The organism is Afifella sp. YEN Y35 (genome assembly GCF_047553465.1).
GTDB classification, from domain to species: Bacteria; Pseudomonadota; Alphaproteobacteria; order Rhizobiales; family Afifellaceae; genus Afifella; species Afifella aestuarii.
This window is the reverse complement of the sequence record NZ_CP180203.1, coordinates 1,859,425-1,881,404: the sequence shown is the minus strand read 5'-3', so window position 1 is coordinate 1,881,404 and position 21,980 is coordinate 1,859,425. Positions and strand designations below refer to the sequence as shown.

General features: G+C 62.6%; 13 protein-coding genes. 5 read left to right on the top strand and 8 right to left on the bottom strand.

Annotated features, from left to right (window positions below):
• Positions 1-21 precede the first annotated feature (21 nt).
• Positions 22-1,350, top strand: a complete 1,329-nt coding sequence (locus ACK8CP_RS08860) for an NAD(P)/FAD-dependent oxidoreductase (protein ID WP_414834040.1) — start codon at positions 22-24, stop codon at positions 1,348-1,350.
• Between the two features lie 141 nt (positions 1,351-1,491).
• Here the strand turns inward: ACK8CP_RS08860 and ACK8CP_RS08855 are convergent, their stop codons facing one another.
• Entirely contained in the window at positions 1,492-3,114 is a 1,623-nt protein-coding gene (locus tag ACK8CP_RS08855; protein ID WP_414834039.1) for an FAD-binding protein, read from the bottom strand.
• 250 nt (positions 3,115-3,364) lie between these two features.
• On the opposite strand from ACK8CP_RS08855, the gene ACK8CP_RS08850 reads away from it, so the two are divergent.
• On the top strand, positions 3,365-3,841 hold the full coding sequence (locus ACK8CP_RS08850; RefSeq protein WP_414834038.1) for a cytochrome c3 family protein: 477 nt from the start codon (positions 3,365-3,367) through the stop codon (positions 3,839-3,841).
• A 65-nt stretch (positions 3,842-3,906) separates the two neighbouring features.
• On the opposite strand, the gene ACK8CP_RS08845 is transcribed toward ACK8CP_RS08850, so the two are convergent.
• The 7 genes from ACK8CP_RS08845 to ACK8CP_RS08815 form a co-directional block, all read right to left on the bottom strand.
• Positions 3,907-6,933: an ATP-binding protein gene (locus tag ACK8CP_RS08845; RefSeq protein ID WP_414834037.1), complete on the bottom strand. Its 3,027-nt coding sequence runs from the start codon at positions 6,931-6,933 to the stop codon at positions 3,907-3,909.
• The gene (locus tag ACK8CP_RS08840; RefSeq protein ID WP_414834036.1) at positions 6,927-7,877 is read right to left on the bottom strand and encodes a response regulator; all 951 of its coding nucleotides are present in this window, start codon (positions 7,875-7,877) and stop codon (positions 6,927-6,929) included. The genes ACK8CP_RS08845 and ACK8CP_RS08840 overlap by 7 nt, the downstream gene beginning before the upstream one ends.
• A 1-nt stretch (position 7,878) precedes the next feature.
• Positions 7,879-9,234, bottom strand: coding sequence for an HlyD family type I secretion periplasmic adaptor subunit (locus ACK8CP_RS08835; RefSeq protein WP_414834035.1), 1,356 nt, complete (start codon positions 9,232-9,234; stop codon positions 7,879-7,881).
• Positions 9,231-10,037 (bottom strand): ATP-binding cassette domain-containing protein, encoded by an 807-nt coding sequence (locus tag ACK8CP_RS08830; protein WP_414834034.1) that lies wholly within the window; start codon positions 10,035-10,037, stop codon positions 9,231-9,233. The genes ACK8CP_RS08835 and ACK8CP_RS08830 overlap by 4 nt, the downstream gene beginning before the upstream one ends.
• 87 nt (positions 10,038-10,124) lie before the next feature.
• A complete protein-coding gene (locus ACK8CP_RS08825; protein WP_414834033.1) occupies positions 10,125-11,375 on the bottom strand; it encodes a hypothetical protein in 1,251 nt (416 codons plus the stop codon).
• A gap of 146 nt (positions 11,376-11,521) precedes the next feature.
• Positions 11,522-13,150 carry an ABC transporter transmembrane domain-containing protein gene (locus ACK8CP_RS08820; protein WP_414834032.1) on the bottom strand — a complete coding sequence of 543 codons (1,629 nt, stop codon included), beginning with the start codon at positions 13,148-13,150 and terminating at the stop codon, positions 11,522-11,524.
• Positions 13,151-13,222: 72 nt separating this feature from the next.
• Complete coding sequence (locus ACK8CP_RS08815; protein ID WP_414834031.1) at positions 13,223-16,435, bottom strand: hypothetical protein; 3,213 nt, start codon at positions 16,433-16,435, stop codon at positions 13,223-13,225.
• A 370-nt stretch (positions 16,436-16,805) separates the two neighbouring features.
• Between ACK8CP_RS08815 and ACK8CP_RS08810 the strand changes: the two genes are divergently transcribed.
• The 3 genes from ACK8CP_RS08810 to ACK8CP_RS08800 all read left to right on the top strand — a co-directional run bounded on the left by ACK8CP_RS08810 (position 16,806) and on the right by ACK8CP_RS08800 (position 21,607).
• A complete protein-coding gene (locus ACK8CP_RS08810; RefSeq protein WP_414834030.1) occupies positions 16,806-17,420 on the top strand; it encodes a DUF1003 domain-containing protein in 615 nt (204 codons plus the stop codon).
• Between the two features lie 282 nt (positions 17,421-17,702).
• The gene (gene mprF, locus ACK8CP_RS08805; protein ID WP_414834029.1) at positions 17,703-20,255 is read left to right on the top strand and encodes a bifunctional lysylphosphatidylglycerol flippase/synthetase MprF; all 2,553 of its coding nucleotides are present in this window, start codon (positions 17,703-17,705) and stop codon (positions 20,253-20,255) included.
• Positions 20,252-21,607 (top strand): virulence factor family protein, encoded by a 1,356-nt coding sequence (locus ACK8CP_RS08800; RefSeq protein WP_414834028.1) that lies wholly within the window; start codon positions 20,252-20,254, stop codon positions 21,605-21,607. The genes mprF and ACK8CP_RS08800 overlap by 4 nt, the downstream gene beginning before the upstream one ends.
• Positions 21,608-21,980: the final 373 nt, after the last annotated feature.

Below are 21,980 nucleotides of genomic sequence, written 5' to 3'. Positions count from 1 at the left end.
ATCCCTAAAGAGGAGAGTTTTATGGGACCGCAGGTCGATCCGGTCGTCTCCGATCGGGCATTTCCTGAAAAGGCCGATGTCGTCGTCATCGGCGGCGGCATCATCGGGGTCAGTTCGGCCCTGTTCATGGCCGAGCGCGGCATGGATGTCGTGGTGGTCGAAAAGGGCCACATCGCCGGCGAACAATCGAGCCGCAACTGGGGCTGGGTGCGCCAGCTCTATCGCGATCCGCGCGAATTCGATCTGATCCGAGAGGCGCTCGGCCTGTGGCGGGGGCTCGATCAGCGCATCGGCGGCGAGACCGGCTTCACCCAATGCGGCATTCTCTATGGCGCGCGCAACGACAAGGACGTGGAAGCCTATCGCGCCTGGGCTGAAAAGGCGGCCGCTTCCGGCATCGCGACGGAGCTTCTTTCCGGCAGCGAGATGGAGAAACACCTGCCGGGCGACCGCGACCTGCCGAAGGCCATCCTTCTGTGTCCGGGGGACGGGCGTGCGGAGCCCCAGAAGGCGGCGCCCGCAATTGCACTCGGTGCCCGGGCCCGCGGCGCCCGCATCTTCACCGATTGCGCCGCGCGCGGGATCGAGACGGCGGGAGGTGAGGTCGCCGGCGTCGTCACGGAGCGCGGCCGCGTCGCGACAAAGAACGTCGTCGTCGCGGGCGGCGCCTGGAGCCGGCGCATCCTGAGTGATCTCGACATCGTCCTGCCGCAGCTCAAGGTGCGGGCGAGCGTTGCCCGCACCTCGCCGGTCGAGGGTGGGCCGGAGGTCTCCATCTGGGACGACGTTCTGGGTCTCAGGAAGCGCGCCGATGGCGGCTACACACTGGCGAACGGGCTTTCCAACGCGGCGCCGCTGACGCCCGACAGTTTCCGCTTCTTCTTCGATTTCCTGCCGGTTCTGGCAATGGACTGGCGCCATGTCGGCCTGCGTCTCGACGAGCGTTTCTTCAGCGAATGGCGCGAGCGCAAGCCGGTGCCCTACGATCAGCCGTCGCCTTATGAGGCTTGCCGCGTCCTCGATCCGAAGCCGGACCTTGGCTATGTGCGCAAGTGCTTTGAGGAAGCGAAACGGCGTTTCCCGGTCTTCAACGATGCGCGCCTCGTGCAGACCTGGGCGGGCTTCATCGATACGACGCCGGACGTCGTGCCGGTGATCTCGCCGGTCGAAAGCTGCTCGGGCCTCATCGTCGCCACGGGATTTTCGGGCCACGGTTTCGGCATCGGTCCGGGGGCGGGGCATCTCGTCGCCGATCTCGTGACCGGCGAAAAGCCGATCGCCGATCCGCATGCCTTCCGCCTGTCGCGCTTCAGCGACGGCAGCCGCCCGCGGCCGATGACCAGTCTGTAGCTGGCCTGCGTCGGCCGCTGACGGCCGGGCGTCGGCCCTGGAATCTTCTCATGCAGCGCCCTTAGGACTGCATGCAGCCTGTCTGGTCCGATGGTGCGGCGGCCTTCATCGAAGGCCGCCGTCGTCTGAGTTTTGGAGGGTTCAGACGTCTTCGCCCGCGGCATTGCGGCCGGCGATGCGTCCGAAGGCGAGGATCTCGGCGATGTTGCCGCCACCTGCCGGATAGCGTTCGCCGTACATCGAGCCGAGTTCGCCCGCTTTGTAGAGCCTTGGGATCGGCTTGCCGAAGGCGTCGATCACCCGGCCTTTCGGGTCATAGCGCGGGCCGCCTTGCGTGTTGGGGCCGACCGGCCAGATCTCGGTCGCATAGAAAGGCGGCGTTGCGAGTGGCTCCATCTTCTTCGCCGGTCGCGAAAACTCCTTGTCTTCACCGGCTTCGGCGTAGCCGTTGTAGGTTGCCACCGTCGCTGCCAGCACGGCCGGGTCCATTTTGATGGTGCTTTCGTAATCGACGAAATCGTTCGGTCCCTGACGCGCGCGGATCGCCTCGGCGAGCTCCTCGATCGTGTCGGCCTTCATGATCCAGCCCTTGTCGATCTCCGCGCTCTGGTCGTCGCTCCAGAAATAGCCGTGTTTGGCCGTCTTGGCGGAGACGAGGCCGCCCGTCAGCTTGTTGGCGGACAGCGGCGAGCCCATGGTGCGAACGCTCTCGTCGAAGATGAGATAGGACGGGATGCGCGGATAGACGCCTGCCAGAGGATCGAAATAGATGAGGTAGGCGTATGACGAATGGCCGTTGTAGCTGTCGTCGAAGAAGCGGCGGCCCGTCTGGTCCACGACCAGGAAGCTGTGCTTGGAAAACGAAAAATCCCAGACATTGAACGCGACCGGGAAGTCTTTGTAGTGGAAACCCCAATGCTGGGAGGTCCAGTTCATGTGCCACAGGCCGGCCCCGGCCGCGAGCGCCATCGCCACGCCGTCGCCGGTGTTGGATTCAGGTCCATAGAAGAAGCGCGGATTGCCGTAGAAGGCGTTGAGCTTCATCTCTTCGTTGTATTCGAAGCCGCCTGAGGAAAGCACGGTGGCTCGCCGGCCTTTGACGGCAATCTCCTTGCCCTCGCGCTCGGCGATCACGCCGAGAATCGCGCCGTCGTCACCCTTGATGAGCTTCTTGCCCGGAGAGGCATAGGCGATGCGGATGTTCTTTCGCGCATGTACGCATTTGTCGAGAATTTCGAAGATCTTGGCCCCTGGGCCGGACATCAGGCTCCACATCTCGACGGCCTCGGCGCCGGGCAGATCCGGGAACTCGGCTCCGCCGAAGCGGATCATTTTTGAAGGTTCGCCGACACTGTCGGCAAGGCGCGCAAGATAATCCTTGTTGTCGCCCGTCGCCTGCGCCCAGGCGCGGCACATCTCATCGTCGACCGTGTCGCCGACGCAGGCCTTGATGTACTGAAATGCCTTCTCCTCGTCCTTGGTGCTGATGAACAGGCCGCCGGAGACGTTGGTGTTGTTGAAATGCGCATCCGACGGGTTCTTCTCGAGGACGAGGACCTCTGCGCCCTGATCTGCCGCCTCGATGGCGGCAACGGCCCCGCCGCCGCCATAGCCCACGATGACGACATCGGCCTCTTCGTCCCATTTCTCAGGCGGTGCAGCGAGTGCCTTGTCTGCAGCGAAGCCGGACAGCGAAATCGCTGCAGCACCTCCCGTGGCGGCCTTCAAGAAATCACGGCGATTGGCAACGGATGTGCCGGACATATCTGAGCCCTCCTTGCGCATGGGACGCACGGCCCTCGTCCGTCGCGCCCGGCAAATCCGGGCGGGGAGGACCGCACCTTTCTTCCCCCTGCACACTTTGATGTGGGGGGCGGAAGGCGCGCTTACGCTGCGGCAAAGGGCAACATCTCTTTAGATGGGCGAGAAGTTCGGGCCCTCCCCACATAAAGCGGGCAGGGGGAAGACCGCGAAGCGGGCGGTCGGCTCATGCCCCCTGCAAGCGGGGGAAATCATGCGGACAAGAACCGCGGTCTGGCTTTGCGCGCTCGCCTTCCTCGCGACGTGCTTGTCTCTCTTGGGTGGCTTGATGCCCGGAGAGGTGATTTTCGCGGGCTCTCTTATGGCGTCGTCGCAGACGCCGCAGGAGCGCCTCGCGATCCTCGTTCCTCCGCGTTCGGACGTGCGCCGCCTGGCGCTCGTCGAGGTCGCCTTCTTGGATGCCTTGCATCAGCAAAAGGGTGTCACCTGCGAAAACTGCCATGGCACGCAGGCGCCCACCTCGCCGGCGACGGATGTCGCCTGCCGCGCCTGCCACGGGAGTTACGCGGACCTTGCCGCCCGAACGAGTGTCAGCCCCAACCCGCACGCCTCACATTTGGGCGAGATCGACTGCACGGAGTGCCACAAGGCGCATTCGCCCTCGACGCTCTTTTGCAGCGTTTGCCATCAATTCCCGACCCTCGTCATGCCGTCGGCAAACACCGATTGATGCCTCGCCTTCCGGGCGTGCGCAGCCCATCCCGGAGATTTTGGTGCAGGTCGGCGGGTGCCGGCTTATGCGGCCTTTGATTTGTCGTCGTTCTCCATGAGCGCCTTGATGCGCTCGATGGTGAGCAGGAAGATGCGCTCCATATGCACGCGCAAGGCGATCAACTGCCTCTCCTGATCGGCGCCGCCGGTGCGGGCGCGTTTCTCGAAATCCTCGGCGAGATGCGCAAGGCCCATCGCACCGATCACGCGGCTGGAGCTCTTGATGGTGTGCGCCGGCAGGACCGTGTCTTCGATCCGCCCCATCGTGAGCGCTTCGCGGATATTGCGCAGATATTCGGCCGTATCGGTCGAATAGAACGAAATGAGCGTATTGAACTTGCTGATCGAGGCGCGTGTCTGCCTGAAGGCGACGACGTCGATCAGCGGGATTTTGGGCCGCTCCCCGGACACGGGAAGAGCCTGCGGCGCATTCTGCGGCGTGGCTGGGGCCTGCGCCGGCGCCGCCGCTTGAGCGGGCGATGCGTTGCCGGCGGGGGCGGGTGAGGGTGCGCTGTTTTCGGAAGAATGGGTCATGGTCTTCTTTCCGTTTCGGGTTTCGTCGAGACGTGTCGGTGGCGACGCTTTGACGGCCTGCGCTCGGTTGTCCGAAAGGCCCTCCAAAGTTCCAAGGAGCGCTTCGAGATCGCTCATATTGATCGGCTTTGAGACGAAGGCGTCCATGCCTGCCTGGAGGCAGCGTTCGCGGTCGCCTTTGAGAGCATTTGCCGTGACGGCGACGATCGGGATCCGGCGGATGGATCCTTCGTCCATCATTTTGCGCAGGAGGCCTGTCGCCTCGTAGCCGTCCATCACCGGCATCTGGCAGTCCATGAAGATGACGTCGAAATCGTCGGAATGGGCGGCAGCGACGGCTTTGGAGCCGTCGGTCGCCGTTTCGACGTCGAAGCCGAAGCCGCTCAAAACCTCGGCGCCGAAGAGGAGATTGACGTTGTTGTCGTCGGCGAGCAGGGCGCGATATCCATGGAAGCGAGGCGCGGCGTCGGCGTCTGCTCCCGTCGCGGCCACAGTCTCGTCGGTCCGGGTCTCGGAGCTGAGAAGATGCTGGACGTTACGGGCGAGGAGGCACGCGTCGATCGGCTTGATCGAGGCTCTGTCGAAGGTCTGATACTTCGGATGGGCCATCTGTGTGCCGAGGACGAGGCAGCGCAGGCCTTGCAGTGCCGGCTGCATCATGACGATGCGCCGCAACTCGATGGCTTCGTCGATATGCTTGCCCTGGTCGATGATCAGGACATCGAAACTCTCCCCCTCATAGGAAGCGCGCGCGATCTCTTCGCCGATCTTGCTCGAGGGAACGAAGCTCTGACAGTGAATGCCGTAGGCTTCGAGGCCTCGGGAGAGAATGCGGATTTGCGATGCAGAGGAGGAGACGAGCGCCGCCTTGAAGCCCGTGTCGACCGGACGGGTGCTTCCTTCCAGCACTTCGAGCGTGAGCGAGAACGTGAAGACGGAGCCTTTCCCGGGCCTGCTCTCGGCGCGGATCGTGCCGCCCATGAGCTCGCAAATCTCCTTGCAGATCGAGAGGCCAAGACCGGTGCCGCCATAAAGGCGGGTCGTGCTGTCTTCCGCCTGGCTGAAGCGGGAGAAGAGCTTCGGCATCTTGTCGGCAGCGATGCCGATTCCGGTGTCGCGGACCGAGAACTCGATCGTACAGACCTCTTGCTTTCCGTCGAAGTTCACGGCTTTCGCGGAGACGATGACTTCGCCGACATTGGTGAATTTGAGGGCGTTCGAGACGAGGTTGCTGAGAATTTGCCGCAGCCGCATCGGGTCGACCTCGACCTGCTGCGGCAGGTCGGGATCGATGTCGAGCAGGAGTTCGACACGTTTGTGCAGGGCCGTTCCCGCGTAGAAAGACACCGTATCGCGAAGGAGTGGGCGAAGCCGCGTGCGCACGGGGTCGATGGCGAGCTGACCGCTCTCGATCTTGGAAATATCGAGGATGTCATTGAGGATCGCCAGGAGAACGCTGCCGGAGGATTTGATCTGGTCCGCATAGCGCCGCTGGTCCCCGGTCAGTTCGGTGCGCGACAGAAGCTCCGCCATGCCGAGCACGCCGTTCAAAGGGGTGCGGATCTCATGGCTCATATTGGCGAGGAAGGTCGATTTTGCCTCGCTCGCGTGTTTCGTGTCGGCAAGAGCCTGCAGGAGCCGGCTCTGCGATTTCCGCTGGCTGCGAATGAAGACGAGCGCCAGGCTGCAGGCAATCGCTCCAATGAGAAACAATCCCCCCACCATGATCGCTAGAGAGTACAGGCCAGCGGGAGATTGCTGAATTTCGGCGGTAAGCTGAGACGTGCCCGTGATCGACGTGTCCGTTCTGGTCGTGTCGGAAAAGAAACGTGAAAGGAAATTCTTCTTTGGAGGTGGGAATGCATACGAAATAGATCCTCCGCTGACATCAAATTTCGCATAAGTGATTTTTCCGTGTGTCAGTGAATTGGACACATCGTTTATCATCGGTTTAATATCGACGACTGAATAGACGATAATGCTGTCGGAGCTATCTCGATTTTTCTGCAAGGCTTGTGCAAATACAAGTGAGCTCGCTTTTCGCGAAGGGAAGAGATCAGGGAATTCGACCGGCGAAACGGCGTATACGAGTCCTTCTTTCTCCAAGAGAGTTTCGGCCAGGCGCCTGACTTGCTCAGGCTTGCCCTGCAGCAAGGGCTGACCGAAGAAGGATCGGACATTGGTCGGATTTGCCGTCGAGAGATAACCGAGATCCGACATGTAGGCAGACTTTCGCGAGGCGACCTTCAGCTTGGCCTCGACCTTTTCAACGGCGTCGGCTGCGACGAAGGCTGCCGCATCCTTGACGCGCACGATGATGGCATCGGCCTCGACGCGGATGAATTTCTGAACGAGCTGCGTCTCCTGCTGGAAGAGAGCATTCTGCTCCGCGTAGTAGAGCTTCGAGTACCATGCGATCAGGCCCGCGATCAGGAATACGAGGACCGCGATGACGAGATGCGGAAGGTTTGTTCGCACCCGTTGGATGAAGGTCGGAGTGGTGGATGCGTCTACCATTTCACTCTCGGCTTATTGGCTGTGAAGGCGACGGCCTGGTTGCCGCTCTTGTCGTAGGTCAGTCGATCGAAAGCGAAGTTGGCCGCACGTGAAATGCCGCGACCGCACGGTGCTGCCGATCGGCTCGGGTCGGTTGTGAGAAAGCTGCGCCAGTTGAAGCCCGGGCCGTTGTCCTTGACGCTGACATAGACGCCGTCGTCACGGCGCATCGCCGTCGCCTCGACCCAGCCGTTCTGGTAGAGAGGCTCGTGGGCACGCTCTGCCAGCGTTTCTTCCCAGCGTCCTTCCTTCAGAAGCGCCGCCTTGGCCTCGAAGCCGAACCTCAGAACCCCGTGTTCCACGGCATTCTGGACGAGTTCGAAAATGCCCTGAATGGTTCGGTCGGGCGCGTCCTGCATGCTGGCGAGCATGCTGACGACCGGCTCCACCTCTTCCGGCAGGCGCAGTCTGAATTTCACCGCCTGCATGGTCTTGAAAGCGGCCTGGTGGCCCATCAGGTCGTTGCGGAGCTTCCGCTGACGGTGAACCTCCTGGAAGGCGGAGTGCAGCACCGAGGCAACGAGCTTCTGCGTCGTCGGTTTGGTCAGATAGTAGAAGGCCCCGGCCTCGATCCCGAGACTGACGTCTTCGACCTCGGATGCGCCGGTCAGCAGGATGGCCGGAATGTCCTTGGTTTCCCGCTCCCGTTTCAGCCGACGGATGAAGCCGAGCCCGTCGAGGATGGGCATCATCCTGTCCGTCATGACGATATCGGCGCAGGAGGGATCCTCCCGCAACATCGTGAAGGCTTCGGCGCCGTTGCTGGCGGTGAGCACTGCATAGCCGAGACTCTCGATCTGCTCGCCAGTCGTCAGAAGGGCGCTGCGATCGTCGTCGACGAGGAGGATCGTGGCCTTCGTCGTGGTCTCGGCGGGGGCGGATGGGAGGCTGAGAACGTCGGTCATTTCATCGCTCGGCGAAGGCGGTGTTCAGCGCCTTGCGGATGGGGCTGAGGAAATAGGCGAGAAGCGTCTTGTCGCCGGTGATGATGTCGGCGGAGACGGCCATGCCGGGCGTCAATCGGGCGTCCGGCGCAAACGGCAGATACTCCGTGTCCAGCTCGATGCGGACTTTGTAGTAGGGGGCGGTCCCGTCTTGCGTGAAAGAGGCGGGGGAGATGTCTGCGACGCGGCCCTCAATCCACCCGAAGCGCGTGAAATCGAAGGCGGAAACCTTGACGCGGGCCGGCAGTCCGATGCGGACATAGCCGATCTCGCTCACGGGGAGGCGTGTCTCGGCGTGAAGCTTCTCTCCATCCGGCACGATGGTGGCGAGTGACTGGCCCGATGCCACGATGCCCCCGATCGTGGTGATGTCGAGAGACTTCACGGTGCCGCGCACCGGGGAGGTGACCGTCAGCCGATCTTGACGGCGGCCTTCCTTGCTGATGTCTCCCTCGAGCGTCGTAAGAGCTTCTCGGAGATCTTGGATTTCTCTGGCGATTTCCGACTGGATTGCTGTCTCGAAGGCGGCGAGGTTGTTCTGCGCCTCCACCAGTCGTTCGGTGGCCTCATCCTTGCGTTGCTGCGTAATCTGCGTCCGGTTGACCACATCCTGGCGCGCTTTGCGCCGATCGGCGAGCTGCGTGCGCGTGGAATAGCCTTTGTTCGCAAGCCCTTCGACGCGGGCGTAATTGTCTTCGGCGAAGGCGAGGTCGTCGTCGAGTGCCGCAAGCTGCGCATCGTAGGTGGAGACGAGGAGACGCGCCTGCTCGATCTGGCTTTTCAGGAGACTGCGCTGATCCCTCTGCGCTTCGCGTCGCGCTGCAAAAGCCGAGGCCGACGCGAGCACCGTCTCGTCGCTGCCGAACTGAAGAAAATCGGGCTCACGGTTGTCTGCCAGGGCCTTGAGGCCCTCGATCTGGGCGAGAAGATTTTGCTTGCGCCGACCCGCAACATCGACGTTTTCCGCAGTCGTCGCATCGTTGAGGAGGAAGAGCGGCGCGCCCGCGTTGACCTGGTCGCCTGGTCTAACCAGGATCTCGTCGATTACGCCGCCTTCGTAATGCTGGACCACGCGTTCGTAGCCCGCGGGAACGATCAGCCCTTGAGCCTGGGAAACCTCGTGAATGCTGGTGAAGCCCGACCAGATGATGAAGGCGAGGATGCCGATGGCGATCAGGACGCAGGCATGCCGGATGAAGCGTTGCGGCGCCGTCTCCTCGATGATGAGAGGATGCGACATGACGAGACGGGGAGGTGAGGCGCTGAGCCCGCCCTCCATGCGCTCCGGCAGACGAGAATCGATGCGAACGAGACTCATGCGACCCTCGCAAACAGCGCGTCGGGCGACGAAACCAACGGCACCTTGCCGTAGCGCAGGGCAACCACGCGATCGGCGAGAAGAAGGAAGTCCGAGCGGTGCGACACGAGGAAGAGTGTCCCGCGACGGCGGTAGGACAGTGCAAGGCTGCGAATGAGCTCACCAATCTCTCCATCGAGGAGCATGTTCGGGATCTCGTCGATGAGCAGGATCGCACTCTCGGTGAGAATGGCCTGAGCGATCGCGAACTTGAAAAGGAATTCCGAGGAGAAGTCGGCACCCTCGGAATCTTTCACGCGAAATTGGATCCCCCCGTCCAGCTGAGCGAGGTGGGAGGAGAGCCCCACCTTTTGAAGCACGGCACGGACCTTTTCTTCGCTTGCGAATGGATTGGCGAAAAGCAGGTTGTCGCGCAGCGTGCCTGGAAAGAGCTTGGGGTTCTGAGGCACGTAGGCGATGCGACGGCGCAGCTCTTCCTGTGGCAATTGCCGCAGATCGACACCGTCGATGCGGATCGCTCCGATCGAAAGATCGGCCATGCCCTGGATGAGCTTCAGAATCGTGGTCTTGCCGGTCCCGTTCGCGCCGGTGATGGCGATGATGGAGCCGGGATTGACCTCCAGATCGAGGCCCACGAAGACCGGTCTCGTATCGCCGGCGCGGAACCCGGTGTTGAGGAAGCTCACAGCTCCTTCGATCGGGCGCATGCGCGCATATTCGCGTGTTTCGTCGCGCTCGGGCTGGATCTCCATCAGCCCGTTGAGCTGGTTGATGCTGTTGCGCAGCTGTTCGAAGCGCTGCACGGAGAGGCAGAGGACATGTGAGGGGGCGAGCGCCCTGAGGCCGAGGATGGTTGCCGCCAGAAGGCCGCCGGTGCCAAGCGTGCCTGCTCAGACGGCTTCGACGCCCGAGGCGAGAAGCAGAATGGTGGCGACGGTGAGAATGAACGTCGAGAAGGCCTCGCCCATGGCGCCGACGAGGCGCAGGGACATCTGAGCGGTCTGCTGCCTGCGTGCGCCGCGAACGAGGCGTTGCGACCAGAGATGTTGCAGGCCCGCCTGGCAGATCGCATCGCGCTTCTCCAGCATTTCGATGGTGATGCGCTGCATCTCCGTCGATTCCTCCGCCGCGATGCTCGTCATCACACGCGCCCTGCGCCGGAGCAGGAGAAACAATCCGAGATGCATGCAGATGCCGATGAACGGGATGAGCGCGAGCCAGCCGGCAAGCAGCGCAATGATGGCGAGAGACGCAAAGCTCGCCAGGACTTCGAGCAGCGAGGTTGCTGCCGGCCCGGTAATGAATTCCCGAACGTTTTCGAGCGTGCGCAGGCGGGCTGCCTGATCCGTCACCGCCGCACGTTCCGATATCGTGGGGCGAATTTTGAGAAGACGTTCGAACGACGCCGTGCTGACGAGAAACTCCAGCCGGTTCGCGATCCAGGCGAGAATGCGCGTGCGCTGGGCCAGAAGAAGCGCCTCGAGCACGATGGCGAGCATCATGCCGAGCACGAAATACGGCAGCGGCGTGAGCGAGCCGAGGCTGATCACATGAACGTAAATCTGAATGGTGAAGAGCGGCAGCAGGACGCTCGTTCCAGCCACGGCGAGGCTCGTGATCAGGAGCCCGAGACCGATCCTGTCGAACTTGCTGGTGAGGGCCCGGAACCAGCTGTGCCCAGTATGACCGCGCCGTATTTTCGACAGCGGATCCGTCTCATCTTCCCGAGAGAATCGCCAGAATGTGCCGCCTTTGAACGGACGCCAGCTGTCGACGTCTTCGATCTCTCCATCACCCGAGATCTTCTTCAATCGGCCCGAATCCGGGCAGGAGAAGATCAGGACGGCTTCTCCGTTAGGCGCGACGAAAAGGGTCGGGCCGGCGCCCACCGGAAGCGAAGCATGCCCTCGTTGCCGGGAGGCGTGGAAGCCGAGGTGCCCAAGGGCGCTCAGCAGGCCGTCCGCATCGAGAGCGGTTTCGTGCGCGGGCAGAGCCGCCAGGATCTGGCGCAGCGGAAAATCGGCGGCCGACAGAACGCAGACGGTGCAGAAGAGGCGCTCCAGCCCTGCCTCGCCCGCAACTCCACTGCGGCTGCGTCTGACGAGCGCTTCCAGACGCTCGATCGCGGCGCGCAGGCGCACAAGCCAGATTCCGTCAAAGTCGTGTGCATCCGCATCCGAGTGTTTTGGTGGCATCAAGAGCGCGGGCGTGCGGGGCTGAGGCAAGCCGGGCCCTCCCTCTCCAGACGTAAGGGCTGCGATGTCGCCCACATGTTTGAAGTGAGCGCTCATATCTTGAGGTCCCGATAAGACTTGCGCTCGGTGACCTGAAATCCCTCGAGCGGCCGGATGCCGTCGCGTTCGAGGACGAGCCGCTTGCTCGCATAGCTCAAGAGATTGGCATCGTCGGAGACGATGATGAAGGACGCCTGACCGTGGATCTTGCCGATGAACCGGTTGAGCTTGGCGTAGCCGTCGCGATCCAAGCCTCGATCTGCGTTATCGAGAAGGATAAGGCGTGGCCGCGTCGCCAGCGCGCGCAGGATGGCGAGTTGCTGCCGCAGTCCCGGTGGTATCGTGTCGCTCGCCGAGCCGAGGACTTCGGTATCGAGGCCGTTGGGCAGAGCATTGATGAGGCTGTCGATTTCAAGAACGTGCGCGACATCCATCGCCTCGTCGACGCTGACTTCGCCGAAACGGGTGATGTTGTCGCGAATGGTCCCGCGAAAGAGCACGCCCGCCGACGAGACGTAGCCGACGCAGCGGTTGAGGAGCGCGCGTGGGTATTTCGTCGGAGCGACGCCGTTCAGAAGCACTTCCCCGGTAGCCGGATTGTGGATTCCTGCGATGATCTGCAGGAATGCCGATTTCGCCTGCTCCGAGGTGCCGGAGAGGGCGGCGGTGACCCCTGGCTGCAATGCAAAATGCACGTTTTCGAACAGGGGAGACCCGGTCACCGGCCAGCACGCGAGATTATCGGCTGAAACGCGACCCTCGTTGGCCACCTTTAAATCGTCGGTCGGCGTGGAAATCGCCGGCTGCGCGAAGAGCGCCTCGACCTTCGTTTCGGCTTCATCGATGTCGCGCATCTGGACGAGGATGAAGATTGCGCGCTGCAAGGGGCCCATCACACGGCTGCTCAAAAGCACGAGCGCGGAGACACCGCCCATCGTCAGATGACCCTGTCCGACGGCGATCGCGCCGAAGGTCAACATGGCGGCGATCAGAACCTGGCTGGCGATCGGGGTGCTGTTGAGAAGCCGGCCTGTGACGATGGCGAGTTCGTGATTGTTGGCGGCAATCTTTTCCTGTGCGGCTTCATAGCGGCGCAGGATATTGTCCTCGATCCCCATCGCCTTGATGCCGTGCATCGCGCTCAGCATGGCGAAGAGAAAGTCGTAGCGCTCTTCGCTGTCGACGATGTTGCGCGCCACGATGGCCTTCATGCGCCGTGCTTCGCGGATGTTGCGCAGCGCGAAGATGGCAACGCAGACGATGACGCAGGCACCGGCCGTCCAAGAGATGAACAGAATGACCGAAATGATGATGGGCAGGAAGAAAAGCTCGCCAATGCTGACGACGAGCTGGCCGTTGTACTTTTCTTTGAGCTTCTGAACCGCGCTCAGATATTCGACGCTGCGCGAGGAGGCGAGACGGCGATCGGCCGGCTCGCTGATGAGAATGTGGGAGAGGAGACGCTGAGTGACGACGCCGGCGAAATTTGCCCCCGCCCGTGCCACGACCATGGCCCGACCGAAGCGCAGGAGTGCTTCGAGTGCGGCGAGGATGCACACCCCGATGACGAGAATGGGCAGCGTCGCGCTCGATGGGTTGGGGACGATCCGCCCGAAGATCTGGGCCGCAGCGACGGGAATCGTCAGGCCCAGAATGTTGAGCGCGAACGTCAGCGTCAGCAACACCAGTATCGGTTGCCTAAAGCCCTGATCGCCGATCAGATTTGTAGCTGCACGTATCCCCATGCAGTCAAACTACAGGTAGAAGCTTGTCCCAAGCTTAAAACTTAAACCTGTTCCGAGCTGAACGCTGAGGCTTCCGGAGCTGTCGCTGTCCGTGGAGGTTTCCGTGAGCGAGACCTCGCTGCCACTCAAGAGACCGTCGTCGGACAGCACGGGATCGCTCACCACGCCGACGAGGTCGTTCAACGACATGTCCGCGTCGATGTCAGACGGCTCGGTGAAGAGATCGACAAGCGTGCCGTCTTCGCCATCCGTCCCCGTGGTGGCGTCGCTCTCGAGGCTTGCCGCGATGTCGGCATCGAGCTCATCGAAGAGCGCGATCGCTGCCTCGGCATCGGCCTCGAGATCGATCGGCTCGGAAGCCGGCTCACTCTGGAGAAGCGATCCGTCGGTCTGAATGTCGACGTCGATGTCGCCCACCAGCGCTTCGACAGGATCGAGAGTAACGTCGAGATCGGCCGTCGTCTCGTCCACCAGCGGCAGGCCGAGATCGGCGTCGAGGGTGAGATCGGTGTCGCCACTCGTGTCAGGCGCTGGCTCTTCGGTCTCGTTGCCGCCGAGAAGACCTCCAGTGAGGCCGCCGAGAAGACCGTCGACGGCATCCGTTCCACTCTCCAGAGTGGCGTCGACCGTCTCGACGACATCGCCGGTGGTGTCGACAGCACCATCAACGACCCCGCCCGTTGCATCGGTCAGCTCTGTGGTGGTTTCGCCTGTCGTCTCCAGAACCTCTCCGACCGCCTCGACGGTGCCATCAGTCGTCCCGGTGAGGTCAAGGTCAGCGACGACATCGACGTCGATGTCACCGACGAGTTCTTCGACGGGGTCGAGGGTGACGTCGAGATCGGCCGTCGTCTCGTCCACCAGCGGCAGGCCGAGATCGGCGTCGAGCGTGAGATCGGTGTCGCCACTCGTATCAGGCGCCGGCTCTTCGGTCTCATTGCCACCGAGAAGGGCACCCGTGATGTCTCCGGTCAGCCCGTCGACGGCATCCGTTCCACTCTCCACAGTGGTGTCGACCCTCTCGACGACATCGTCGGTGGTGTCGACAGCACCATCAACGAGCCCGCCTGTCGTGTCGGTCAGCTCTGGGATGGTTTCGCTCGTGGTCTCAAGAACCTCTCCGACCGCCTCGGCGGTGCCATCGGTCGTCCCGGTGAGGTCCGCGTCAGCGACCAGATCAATATCGATGTCGCCCACCAGCGCTTCGACGGGATCGAGGGTGACGTCGAGATCGGCTGTCGTTTCGTCCACCAGCGGCAGCCCGAGATCGGCGTCGAGGGTGAGGTCGGTGTCGCCACTCGTGTCAGGCGCCGGATCTTCGGTCTCATTGCCACCGAGAAGACCTCCGGTGAGGCCGCCGAGAAGACCGTCGACGGCATCCGTTCCACTCTCCAGAGTGGTGTCGACCGTCTCGACGACATCGCCGGTCGTGTCGACCGCATCATCAACGAGCCCGCCCGTTGCGTCGGTCACCTCTGTGGTGGTCTCTCCGACTGCCTCGGCGGTGCCGTCGGTTGTTCCGGTGAGGTCCGCGTCAGCGACCAGATCGACGTCGATGTCGCCGACGAGTTCTTCGACGGGATCGAGGGTGACATCGAGATCGGCCGTCGTCTCGTCCACCAGCGGCAGCCCGAGATCGGCGTCGAGGGTGAGATCGGTGTCGCCACTCGTGTCAGGCGCCGGCTCTTCGGTCTCGTTGCCCCCAAGAAGACCTCCGGTGAGGCCGCCGAGAAGACCGTCGACGGCGTCGTCCGTACCCCCGGTGACATCCGTCAGAGTGTCGGTCAGGCCGCCAGTGACGTCGTCGGTGATGTCGCCGACCGTTTCCAAAACCTCTCCGGCCGCATCCGTGATCTCTCCGGTGACATCGCCCAGATCCGCATCGGCGACGATGTCGATGTCGATATCGCCCAGAACTTCCTCGACGGGATCGAGAGTGACATCGAGGTCGGCGGTTAGATCGTCCACCAGCGGCAGGCCGAGATCAGCGTCGAGCGTGAGATCGGTGTCGCCATCCTGAGTCGGACCGTCGGTTCCGCCACCGAGAAGACCTCCGGTGAGGCCGCCCACAAGATCGCCGACAGCGTCACCCGTGCCCCCTGTGACATCCGTCAGAGTGTCGGTCAGGCCGCCAGTGACGTCCTCGGCGATGTCGCCGACCGTTTCCAAAACCTCTCCGGCCGCATCTGTGATCTCTCCGGTGACATCGCCCAGATCCGCATCGGTGACGATGTCGATATCGATATCGCCCAAAATCTCCTCGACGGGATCGAGGGTGACGTCGAGATCGCCGGTGATATCTCCGACGAGCGGCAGGCCGAGATCAGCATCAAGGGTCAGATCGGTGTCGCCGTCCTGAGCCGGACCGTCGGGTCCGCCGCCGAGAAGATCGTCGATCGTGTCTGTGACGGTATCCGTCACATCATCGAGAAGATCGGTGGTCGTATCGAGCGTGTCGTCGACCAGATCCACGACGTCGTCGACCGTGCCCGGAATATCAACAGGTGTCTCAAGATCGACGTCGGGCAGATCGGGATCCGGAAGAGGGGCATCCGGTGTCACGTCCGTCGGCGGGTCGGTGGGATCCGTCCCGTCTGAAGGGTCGTCTCCGTCGCCATCGGTCACCACCGTATCTGGGGTCTCATCATCGCCGTCGTCAGGCGAGAGGTCAGATGTGGGGAGGTCCGGATCGACGCCTGGAGCCGGAGCATCCGGCTCGTCCGCCGTATCCGGAAGTTCGCCGGGAATGTCGAGAAGATCGGGACCGGCATCGCCGTCAACGGGAACACCGGGCGGCTGCAACGCGCCGAGTGTCGGCGCCGTGGCGCCGCCCGTCGCGGTATTGGCCGCGCCCGAAGCGCCGGTCTCTCCGATTTCGGGGAAGTCGGATGCAAGTTCCCTGACATCGGCGTTGGGGCGAGCCGGCGAGGACGCCTCTGTGCCTGACGTCGCGGCTTCGGGGACGGCCGCCAGGGGCTCGAGCGCATTATCCCCCATGAGGCCGGAGGTTCCGTCCGATGCGAGGTTGGTGACGGCGTTGGTCGTGCTGTCGGGACGGGCGAGATTGGTGGCAGTGTTGAGTGGCGCTGCGGCGAAAGTCTCGGCCAAGGAGGTACTGTTGACGTCGACGCCGTTCACCACATTGGTGGAGTCGAAGAGATCCATAGCTTCGTAAAGTTTGGATTCCAGACCCGAACCCTGACTCACCGATGTATCCGCCATAACAGCACTCCTGTGGGGTGGTAACTCTAGGTGAGCACAGCTTTTGGTTTAACTAAGCGATTTGGACGCATTCTAAATACGTAGCTTGCGCCAGGGTTGCAATATAGCTGCATCATCAACCGCTGAGGGTACACGTCTTTTTGATCGCGATCGGTCCGCCCGTAAATCGGACGGCCATGTCGCCTCGCACGAGGATGTCCTTCAGCGCTGGTCAGCCTGCGGCGGGGGAGTTAAATTCCGGCCTCCGGATCTGGTCGTGTGATGCCCGATGGAACGCGCAGACGCCCCTCCTCAAAGCGGCCCGAAAAACCCCACATGCGTCGTCTGCGGCAAGAGCTTGCGGCAGGAGAGGGCCGTTCCTTGGGCGGCGGTGCGCCCGGCCATCTCGGCCCTGATCGGTCGAGATCATCCGCAATGGTCGGAGGGGTCCTGGATCTGCCCCGAGGACCTCGAGACCTATCGAAGGCGCTCTCTGAGGGAGCTCCTCAGCGACGCCAATGGCGATCTCGGCCCTTTGGAGCAGGAGGTTCTCGACAGCCTCAGAACCGGCGACATCGTCACCGCCGCGCCGGACATCACCTTCGACGAGAAGGCCACCTTCGGCGACCGGATGGCCGACCGTGTGGCGGCCTTCGGCGGCTCTTGGACTTTCATCCTTTCGTTTTCGCTCGTTTGCGGCCTGTGGATGATGCTCAATGTCACCGGCTGGCTTTTCAAGCCGTTCGATGCCTATCCGTTCATTCTTCTCAATCTGGTGCTGTCGACACTCGCCGCGATCCAGGCGCCGATCATCATGATGAGCCAGCGCCGCCAGGAGGCGCGCGACCGGATGCGGGCGCAGAACGATTATCGGGTCAACTTGAAAGCCGAGCTGGAGGTGCGACAGCTCCATGAGAAGATCGATCACCAGCTCTCGCAACAATCTTCGCGGCTGGAGAGGCTTGAACGCCTGCAGGAGAAGCTCATCGATCGCATGACCTCGTGATGTCCGAGGCTGGCATTCCCCGTGCCTTTCCTCCGCGCGAAGCTTCGGCCGCTATGCCGCGCGGATCGGCAAGGCGGGTGTTTCTTCCGAATATGAGCCCTCCCTCCGGTTCCGGTAGACGCGGCAGAGGCAAATGAGAGATATAGCGAACGCCACCATCTTGGATCGCGGGCAACGTCCCGCTGGCACGTCCTGTGGGGTCGGAGGCTGATGGGGATGGAGGCTGCGGGATCTCGCCGGTTTGCGGCGCCTGACGGTGGGGACAGCTCTGACCCGAATGGCTTGGAAGGACAGAGAGAACCGCGTCGGCGCTGGCGTCGCTTTCTGGCACCCATCCTGCTTGTGGTGCTGCTCGCCTTCATGGCTCTCGCCGTCAGCCGTCTCGCCCAGGATGTTACGTATTCTGCAGTCGTCGAGGCTCTCTCCGAGGTGTCCTGGTGGCGGCTCGGTGCGGCGGGCGCCCTGACGGCGCTGAGCTTTCTGGCATTGAGCTTCTATGATGTCTCGGGACTGGATTATGCCGGCAAAAGCCTGCCTTATCCACGCGTGGCCCTTGCGTCCTTCTGCGCCTATGCCGTCGGCAATACGGCGGGTTTCGGGCCGCTCTCCGGCGGCGCGGTGCGCTTCCGCTTCTACACCCCGCTCGGCCTGAAGCCGGAGGAGATCGCGCGCGTCGTGGCGTTCATCACGGCGGGCTTCGGTCTTGGTCTCGTGGCAACGGCCGGTCTCGGCCTCATCTTCGCGGGCGACCCCGTTGCTGCGGCTCTCCGGGTGCCGGTTTCACTCCTTCATCTTGCGGGAGGCGGATTGCTGCTTCTCGCATTCTCGCCCGTCATCGTTTCCCTGCGGCGAGCGCGGACATTGCAGTTTCGCTCGCTGCGCGTGGTGCTGCCCCGGGCCGGCTTGATCCTGCGCCAGCTCGCCATCACGCTCCTCGATATCAGCGCATCCGCCGCCGTTCTGTGGGTACTGCTTCCGCAAGATTCGATCGGCTTTGCAGGCTTCGTCCCGGTCTACGCCATCGCCGTCGCGCTCGGCGTGCTCAGTCACGTGCCGGCCGGCATTGGCGTTTTCGAGACGGTGATGATCGCCGCTCTCTCGGCCACCTTGCCCGTCGACCGGGTGCTCGCCGCCCTGGTTCTCTACCGCCTGATCTATTACGCGCTGCCTCTTGCCGCTGCGGCTCTTACGATCATCGGCCTGGAGGCGCGGCGGGCCGTCGCGGGCGCGACTTTGGCGGGCGCTGCCCAACTCATCCCACCCGTTCTCGGCGCTCTCAGCTTTCTGTCGGGTGGCATGCTCGTTCTGTCCGGCCTGACGCCTGCCGCTCCGCAACGTCTCGGCCTTCTGAACGCCTTCGTTCCGCTCCCCATCATCGAAGGCGCGCATTTCCTCTCGAGCATTCTCGGCACGCTCTTGCTGATCACCGCTCGGGGGCTGGTTTTCCGGCTCGACGGTGCCTGGTGGGTAAGCGTGGTCGCGACTCTTCTCGCTTTGGCATTCGCACCGCTGAAGGCTCTTGCCGTTGGCGAGACCGTCGTTCTGTCTCTGCTCCTCGTCGCTCTCCTCACGGCCCGAGCCGAGTTTTCGCGTCCGTCCTCGCTGATGCATGAGACCTTCAGTCTGCGCTGGCTGGTGGCCGTGGCAACGATCCTCGTTTCCTCCTTCGCCGTGATGATGTTCGCCTACAAGGAAGTGGCCTACACGCACGAGCTCTGGTGGCAGTTCGAAGTGACGGCCGATGCGCCGCGCAGCCTTCGCGCGCTCGTCGGCATCGTGCTCGCACTCGCGACACTTGCCGTATGGTCTCTCGTCAGGCCATGGCCCGGCATTCGCGAAAAGGCGACCGCCGAGCAGCTGGAACACGCCATTGCGATCGCCGTGCAACAGGATCGACCGGATGCCAATCTGGTGCGCATGGGCGACAAGAGCCTGATGTTTTCCGAAGACGGAGACGCCTTCATCATGTTCGCGCGCCAGGGCCGGTCGTGGGTCGCGCTTTTCGACCCCGTCGGTGCGAGAGCGTCCTGGCCTGGCCTCGTCTGGAAGTTCGTCGAGACCGCGCGGCAGCATGGCGGCCGTGCCGTGTTCTACGAAGTCGGTCCGCGCGATCTGAGCCTCTACGCGGATGCGGGTCTTGCAGCTTTCAAGCTCGGCGAGAGTGCAAAGGTGAAGCTGGCCGATTTCGATCTTCAAGGAGGGCGACGCTCGAACTTTCGCAATGCGTTGCGCAAGGGGGAGCGTGCGGGCTTTGAGTTCGACGTCTATCCGCCTGAGCGCGTTCCGGAAATCCTCGGCGAACTCAAGGCGGTTTCAGACGTCTGGCTGTCGTATCACAACGTCCGTGAAAAGGCGTTTTCGCTCGGGGCTTTCGATGAGGCCTATGTCGCGGCGCAACCGGTGGCATGCCTCAGGCATCAGGGGCGGATCATCGCGTTTGCGACGCTTCTCACCACGCAGGTGCGGTTTGAGGCATCGATCGATCTCATGCGCGTCGCACCGGATGCGCCCAACGGGACGATGGATTTCCTGTTCTTGAAGCTCATCCTTCTCTTCAAGGAAGAGGGATATGAATGGTTCGATCTCGGCATGGCACCGCTCTCCGGGTTTCGCTCAGGAAGCGCTGCGACGCTCTGGAACCGGGTCGGACGGGCGGTCTTCGAGCACGGCGAGCGGTTCTATCATTTCAAGGGGCTGCACGGCTTCAAGGACAAGTTCGACCCGCACTGGGAGCCGAGATACATGGCCGTGTCCGGCGGCATCAATCCTCTGATCGCACTGACCGACGTCACGGTTCTCATCGGCGGCGGTTTACGCGGGGTGGTTTCCAAATGAAGCATCTGTTTTGCGCGGTTCTGGCCGTGCTCTGCGGGTCGGCGAGTTTCGACGCGTCGGCTGCCATCCTCGATTCCGGGCAGCCGGCAATCGCCCGGATCCTCAATCGCGGGGCGCCCGTGAGCGGAATCGTCTTCCTCATCTCCGATCGCGACGGCTGGAGCGAGGCCGACGATGCGAGGGCTCTCTCTCTCGCCGATCATCGCGCGATCGTCGTCGGCGTTGATCTGCCGCGTTATCTCGCGGCTCTCGAGGCGGAAGACGGCGACTGCGCCTATCTCGTTTCCGATATCGAGGCTTTGAGCCACACGCTGCAGAGACAGGCAGGCACATCGGACTATCACGCGCCGATCATCGCCGGAGAGGGCGCCGGCGGCGGCCTGGCGGTCGCGATCGCGGCCCAGACGCCTGAGGCGACGGTGGGTCATACGCTCGCGCTCGATCCGACGCCCGGAATCTCCTTGAAGAAGCCGCTCTGCTCCGGCGCGCCGCGCGAGACCGTGGCCGGCGAGACCGTCTATGGCCTGTCTCCGGGGCCTCTGCCCGATCCGGTCGATGTCTATTTCTCCTCATCCGCAACGCAGGAGGCGAGAGCCCATATCGCGAACCTCATCTCTGCGCATTTCGCGGTTTCGGTCACCGATGGAGAGGGGGCGGAGGCTGCGTTCGGAGAGAAACTGGACGAGCTTCTCGACCGCGCGTCGCAGCCGCAGGAGGGTGATCCAGACATGCCGATCGTCGAGCTTCCGGCCGCCCCCACCGTCGATGCGATGGCCATCGTCTATTCCGGCGATGGTGGCTGGCGGGATCTCGACAAAACGATAGCCGGCATCTTCCAGACGAAAGGGTTGCCAACGGTCGGGGTCGATTCCTTGCGCTATTTCTGGTCGGAGAAAACGCCCGAGGAGGTCGCGCATGACCTTGCGGGCCTGATCGATGTCTACACCGCGAAATGGGGTGTCGGCCACGTCGCGCTCGTCGGCTATTCCTTCGGGGCCGATATGATGCCGGAGGTCTACAACGCTCTCGATGCGTCGCACCAGGCCAAGGTCGCGCAGATATCGCTTCTCGGCGCCGCGCCGTCCGCAGATTTCGAAATCTCGGTTTCGGGATGGCTCGGCGTGGCCTCCGCCTCCGCGCATCCGACTTTGCCTCAGATCGAGCGGATCGACCCCGCAAAGCTTCAATGTGTCTATGGCGCCGATGACAGCCGCGCCACCGTCTGCCCGGCACTTGCGGATTCACACATCGAAATCATCGAGACGACGGGCGGACACCATTTCGACGGCGACTACGATGCGCTCGCCGCGACAATTCTTTCTGGACTGAAGTCGCGGCTCACAGCCGAATAGCCGACGCGCCCCAGGCCCCACGCCCGGCCCAAGCCGTTTTCTCCTCAGGGTCTCCAAAGAGAATGGAAGCTTTCAAACTTTCGTGGATGCCATTGCCGATGGGAATATTTGCTCAATTAGGTTAAAGTTTATTATTTATATAATTATATTAAATTGTTTTATATCAAATATAGTATTTAATATAAATATGTATTTTATGAACTTTCTCGCGGAGATATCACCGGATGCTGAGAGGGGGCATGTGTGGCTCGAATACCGGCGAGCCTCCGGTTTAAATGGGTAGGAGGCGCTCGGTATAGACCACGGTTCACCGAAGCGCGCTCTGGCCATGCGTGTGCTGAGGACATTGCCTTGCCGATCTCCGCACTTGTAA